The organism is Pseudomonas sp. R11F (assembly GCF_050312575.1).
Taxonomy (GTDB): domain Bacteria; phylum Pseudomonadota; class Gammaproteobacteria; order Pseudomonadales; family Pseudomonadaceae; genus Aquipseudomonas; species Aquipseudomonas palleroniana.
The window spans coordinates 1-5,465 of sequence record NZ_JBNPJU010000003.1 but is presented as its reverse complement, the minus strand read 5'-3'; the positions used below and the strand labels follow the sequence as shown (position 1 = coordinate 5,465).

The following is a 5,465-nucleotide window of genomic DNA, read 5'->3' as shown; positions in this document are numbered from 1 at the left end:
TGTCCCCTTCGTCTAGTGGCCTAGGACACCGCCCTTTCACGGCGGTAACAGGGGTTCGAGTCCCCTAGGGGACGCCATTTGCGGGAATAGCTCAGTTGGTAGAGCACGACCTTGCCAAGGTCGGGGTCGCGAGTTCGAGTCTCGTTTCCCGCTCCATATTCAATGAAAACGCCGATCAGCAATGATCGGCGTTTTTATTTGTGCGCGTTAAGCACCCTTGCCAGCCGCTGCGTGGCTTGACGGATCTCATCCCGATCCAGTGAGGCAAAACCCAGGCGCAGGGCATTTTCCGGCAGGTTCATCGGCGAAAACTGACGGGCGCTACGCACCACGATGCCCTGGTCCTGGGCGGCGTTGACCCGTTGATCGACGTCGGTGTCATCCTCGAACCGCACCCAGAGCGCGAGGCCACCCTCCGGCTCGCGTACCCGGATACGGTCGCCAAATGCCTCCTGCAGGCAGCTCTGCAGCACCTCCCGACGCGCGGCGTATTCTTTTGAAACGCGGCGCAGGTGTTTCTTCAATTCGCCCTGGTTGATCAGGTCGGCCAGCATCTTCTGCGCGACCGCGTCGCTGTCTCCCACCACCAATGCCGCGCTCCTCTGCAGCACTTCAATCACGCTGGCGGGGGCGACGACGTAGCTGCAACGAAAGGTTGCGCCCAACGCTTTGGATAACGAGCCAATATAGATCACATGACGTTGTGCGTGATCACTGGCCAACGGCAAGTACGGCCGCCCGTTGAAATGGTATTCGTGGTCGTAGTCTTCTTCGATCACGCAGAAATTGTGCTGCGCCGCCAGTGCCAGCAGCTGTTGTCGACGTGCTGCATGCAGGCTCACGGTGGTGGGGAATTGATGGTGCGGCGTGAGGTAAATCATCCTCACATTGTGTATGTGGCATAGCCGCTCGATGTGGTCCGTTCGACAGCCTTCGTCGTCCATATCGACCATGACCAATTGCGCCCCGAGCTTGCGGAAGATTTCCCACGCGGGGGGATAGCTCAAGCGTTCTACCAGCACCACGTCCCCCGGTTGGATCAGCAGGCCGACGGTCAGGAACAGCGATACCTGAGTGCCTGGGGTCAGGCAGATATTCTCGGCGTTGACGGCCAACCCACGGTTATTGCGCAACATCTGCGCCAGTGCGCAACGCAATTCATAGCCGGTGCCTTCGCTACCGTAACGCACGCAGTTGGACGTAAAGCTGTTGCGCAGCGCGTTGCGGTAGTAGCGATGCAGCACGGCCTGGGGCAGCAAGCGGTGGTCGCAGGCGCCGTTATCGAAAAACAGCGCGTCGTGCCGATGTTGCAGGGCGATCACCTGGGCGTTCTGGGTGAAGTACGCGACGTTCGCTTGTTCCAGCAATGGCGGGGCAAAAGACTGTTGTGCGCCGCGCGGCGTTGGCGTGGGCGCCAGTTGCGTATTGACGAACGTCCCACGTCGCGGCTCGCTGATCAGCCAGCCTTTGGTCAGGGCTTCTTCATAGGCCAGGATGACCGTCTTGCGGTTGACGTCGAGCAACTGCGCCATTTCTCGCGTGCCCGGCAGCAGCGTGCCCGGCGACAGACGCCCGTCGACGATCGCAGCCACCAGGCCCTCGGCGATCTTGCGATAGGAGGCCTGGCGGGTGTTTTCATCCAACTTGAGCAACGGACGCCATTTACGCATCTGGACCATCTGAAGTATCCAAAACTGGAGGTTTCTAATGGGCCTAGTCTAGCGCAACAATCAAGCCTCACTCACCCCGAGGTCTTTATGAATACACGCCATGTCATCGAACTCGCCCCCTCGGGGAAAACCTTTGAAGCCGGTGACGAGCTATTGCTGGACGCGATGCTTGCCAGCGGCCTGTCCGTTCCGTTTTCCTGCCGTCGCGGCGCGTGCGGATCCTGCAAGGTCATCGTCACTGCGGGGCACTACCGGGCCAAGCCACTGGCGCCCGGCGCCCCTGCGCCATGCTTCCCTCTGGCGGCCAATGAAATGCTGTTGTGCCAAAGTCATGCGTGCGCCGATATGCGCCTGGAAATTCCCGGCTGGTCGCTGGACACGCCCGCGCTGGTTGTCGAGGCGACGGTGCTGGGCAAGCGCGCACTCAGCGCCGATATCACGGAGTTGGTCCTGATGCCGGATAAGCCATTGGCCGTGCGGCCGGGCCAGTACCTCAAATTTCGCCTGGTCGGCGGTGACTCGCGCTGCTTCTCGATCGCCAACCTGCCGGCCGAAGGCGATGGGCGCCTGGTGTTTCAGATTCGCCGGGTGCGCGGCGGGCTGTTTTCCGAGACGCTTCTGGATGACCTCGAGGCCGGCGATCTGTTGCAGTTGGAAGGGCCTTTTGGTGCCTGCACCTGGCAGGACGATGCCGCTGCGCCTGTGGTCTTGTTCGCCACGGGCACCGGCTACGCGGGTATCAAGCCGATCTTGCTGACCGCCCTGCAACAGGATGTGCCGGTGACGTTTTACTGGGGCGGCGCACAGGCGGCAGATTTCTACGACCGCGCATTCCTGGATCAGGCGGTCATCGACTCTGCGCATTTTCATTGGCACCCGGTACTGGCAACCGAGGGCAGGGTGCAGGAGGTTGCGCTGAGCCATGGGCACGCCTGGGAGGCGGCTCAGGTGTATGCCTGCGGCAACAGCGTAATGATCAACCAGGCGCGTGCAGCTTGCCTGGACGCGGGCTTGCCGGCCCATCGGTTTATCGCAGAGGCCTTTGTGCCCAGTGGCCAGTCCGGCGCCGATACGCTGCTCGACAACCTGGATCAAACCTGGGAAAAAGTCGGGCCGCGCTATTCCCTCGACGGCATGCTCGCGGCACGTGAGAAAAGTGTGCGTGCACTGGCCGCGATCGCCAGCCAACTGAAGGTGGGCATGACCACGGGTGCCGCCCTCGAAATGGCCGCCCAGCAATTGCAAACCATGGGTGCCTCACATACCTGGCATCCCACCTACATCCGCTTTGGCGATGATACGGTGCGCCCATCCCGGGAAGGCATCGACCCGCTGCGCACATTGCGCCCCAGCGACATCGTGGTGGTGGACCTTGGCCCGGTCTGGGACGGCTATGAAGGGGACTACGGCGATACCTTTGTCTTCGGCGAGGCGCCGTCGCACCTGGAGTGCCGCCAGGTGTTGCATGAAGTCTTCGATGAAACCCGCGAAGCCTGGCTGCGAGGCATGACCGGCTGTGAACTGTATGACTTTGCCGAACGCCGCGCCGTGGACAAAGGCTGGCGGCTGTCACGCAACCTGGCCGGTCACCGCATTGCGGATTTTCCCCATGCGTTGTTCGGGAACAAGGAACTGGCTGACTTGGCTATCACCCCCAGCGAAATGGTGTGGGTGCTGGAGATCCAGCTTTGTCACCCCGTGCTGCCCATCGGTGGGTTCTTCGAAGATATCCTGATGCGTTGAGCCCGCCGTTGCGGCGGGCTCAAATCACCTCAGAGCTTGGGCAGTTGCCCCACACGGCCCATCATTTCGGTGACGATCTGCAGGTCGAGCAGGAACTGCTCGACGCTCTTGAACTCGCCGTCCGTGTGCCCGGTGTATTTGACTTCCGGGCGCGCCAGGCCGAATTGCACGCCATTGGGCAATTCGTGCACGGAGGTCGCGCCGGCCGAAGTGCCGAACTTGTGTTCCATGCCCAGGTTTTCGCTGGCCACGGCGAGCAGGGCTTTCACCCATTCGCCTTCAGGGTTGCGGTACATCGGCTCGGCCACCGAGTAAGTAAAGTCCACCTTGATCTTGGCTTGCTTGTCCCAGGCGCTGAGCTTGTCGGCGATTTCGGCCTTGAGCACTTGCGGCGTCTTGCCCTTCGGCACGCGCAGGTTCACCGCCAGTTTGAAGGCTTTGGCATCCTGGCCGACAAAGGTCAGCGAGGTGGTCAGCGGCCCCATGAAGGCGTCGGAGAAGCCCACGCCCAATTTGCCGCCCAGGTAATCCAGGCCCCAGTTGTCGGCGGCATACCGCGCGGCGTCGGTGATGTGGTTGTGTTTGAGGGCAATCTTGCCGTCCAGGCTGTGGATCAGCACCAGCATGCGCGCCACCGGGTTCACACCGGATTCCGGTTCAGAGGAGTGAGCGGACACGCCGGTCACCGTCAGCTTGACCTCGTTGCCGACCACTTTGGCCGCCACCTCGAAGTCGCCGCCATTCTGCTTGGCGTATTCAACGCCGGCTTTTTCCAGGCTGGCCGCCAGTTCAGCTGGCTTGTCGCTGACCAGAGTGGCCACCGATACCGAAGGAATCTGGTTGGTGGCCATGCCACCGGTCATCGAAATGATCTCGGCGCCTTTGCCTTCACCTTTGCGCACCGGGAAGGTGGCCATGACGGTGCCGTAACCTTTCTCGGCAATCACCACCGGGTAGCCGCCATCCAGCGCCAGGTTGTATTGCGGAACCGGGTTGTGTTCGAAGTAGTACGGGATCGCATCGCCGGAGGTTTCTTCAGTCGTGTCCACCAGCAACTTGAAGTTGCGCGCCAGCGGCAGCTTTTCTTCCTTGATCACTTTCATGGCGTACATGGCCACGACGATGCCGTTCTTGTCATCCTCGGTGCCACGTCCATACATGCGGTCGCCGATCAGCGTGACTTTGAACGGGTCGAGTTTGGTGCCGTCCTTGAGCACCCAGTTTTCCGGCGTTACGGGCACCACGTCGGCGTGGGCGTGGATGCCCACCACTTCGTCACCGCTGCCTTCCAGGGTGATTTCATAGACGCGGTTGTCGACGTTGCGGAAATTCAGATTGAACGCTTTGGCCAGGCTCTGGATCTTGTCGGCGATCTTGAGGAATTCCGGGTTCTTGTACTGCGGCAGGCCATCGACATTGAACGTCGGGATCTCCACCAGCTCGCGCAGGGTTTCCAGGGCGGCCTTGCCGTACTTCACCCGCGTGTAAATACCGAGCAGACGATTGATTTCGTTCTGCTGGTCGGCGGTCAGCGGTTTGTTGGCCAGGAAGGTCTCGATGGCCGGGCCGACATCATCGGTTTTCGCCAGCTCGCCCTTGGACAGGGTGCCGAGGAAACCCCGGAAATCGGTAGCCGGCGCTTCGTTGAAATGCTTGATGATCGTCGCGCTTTGTTCGGCGCTGAGGTTGGCGAAAGCGGGTGTGGTGACTGCCGAGAGGCTGGCTGCGAACAGGGTGGCGGCTACCAGTTTTTTGAGTGGAAAGTGCATTGTCAGAGGCATTCCTTTGCAGATAGTGAGTAAGAGGTTTCTGATCAATAAGTCAGAAACATTTCTACACACTACCATCACCAAGGTCGCTATAGGGAGGCCTTGGTGTGGGAAATATCGTACTCAGGTGTCAGGACAATAAAGACTGAAATGTGGGAGGGGGCTTGCCCTAATGCCAGTCAGTTAAGAGAACCTGCCGCAAACAAACTCTGTAGTGAGCGGGCTTGCCCCGCGCTGGGCGGCGCAGCCGCCCCAACAAAGACGCCGCGGTATTTCAGAAGGA

Annotated in this window: 3 protein-coding genes and 2 tRNA genes; 3 read left to right on the top strand and 2 right to left on the bottom strand. The window is 60.7% G+C overall.

Annotation, left to right across the window (positions count from 1 at the left end; translation table 11 throughout):
* The first annotated feature begins 1 nt into the window (after position 1).
* Together ACQRBV_RS00225 and ACQRBV_RS00220 are read left to right on the top strand one after the other, a co-directional pair.
* Positions 2-77: transfer RNA gene (locus ACQRBV_RS00225), tRNA-Glu, on the top strand.
* A 3-nt stretch (positions 78-80) separates the two neighbouring features.
* Positions 81-156: transfer RNA gene (locus ACQRBV_RS00220), tRNA-Gly, on the top strand.
* 38 nt (positions 157-194) lie between these two features.
* On the opposite strand, the gene ACQRBV_RS00215 is transcribed toward ACQRBV_RS00220, so the two are convergent.
* Positions 195-1,679, bottom strand: a complete 1,485-nt coding sequence (locus ACQRBV_RS00215; RefSeq protein WP_411984567.1) for a PLP-dependent aminotransferase family protein — start codon at positions 1,677-1,679, stop codon at positions 195-197.
* A gap of 78 nt (positions 1,680-1,757) precedes the next feature.
* On the opposite strand from ACQRBV_RS00215, the gene ACQRBV_RS00210 reads away from it, so the two are divergent.
* Positions 1,758-3,413, top strand: coding sequence for a M24 family metallopeptidase (locus ACQRBV_RS00210; RefSeq protein ID WP_411984568.1), 1,656 nt, complete (start codon positions 1,758-1,760; stop codon positions 3,411-3,413).
* 29 nt (positions 3,414-3,442) lie between these two features.
* Here ACQRBV_RS00210 and ACQRBV_RS00205 read toward each other — a convergent pair whose 3' ends face one another.
* A complete protein-coding gene (locus ACQRBV_RS00205; RefSeq protein ID WP_411984569.1) occupies positions 3,443-5,182 on the bottom strand; it encodes a dipeptidase in 1,740 nt (579 codons plus the stop codon).
* Positions 5,183-5,465 lie beyond the last annotated feature (283 nt).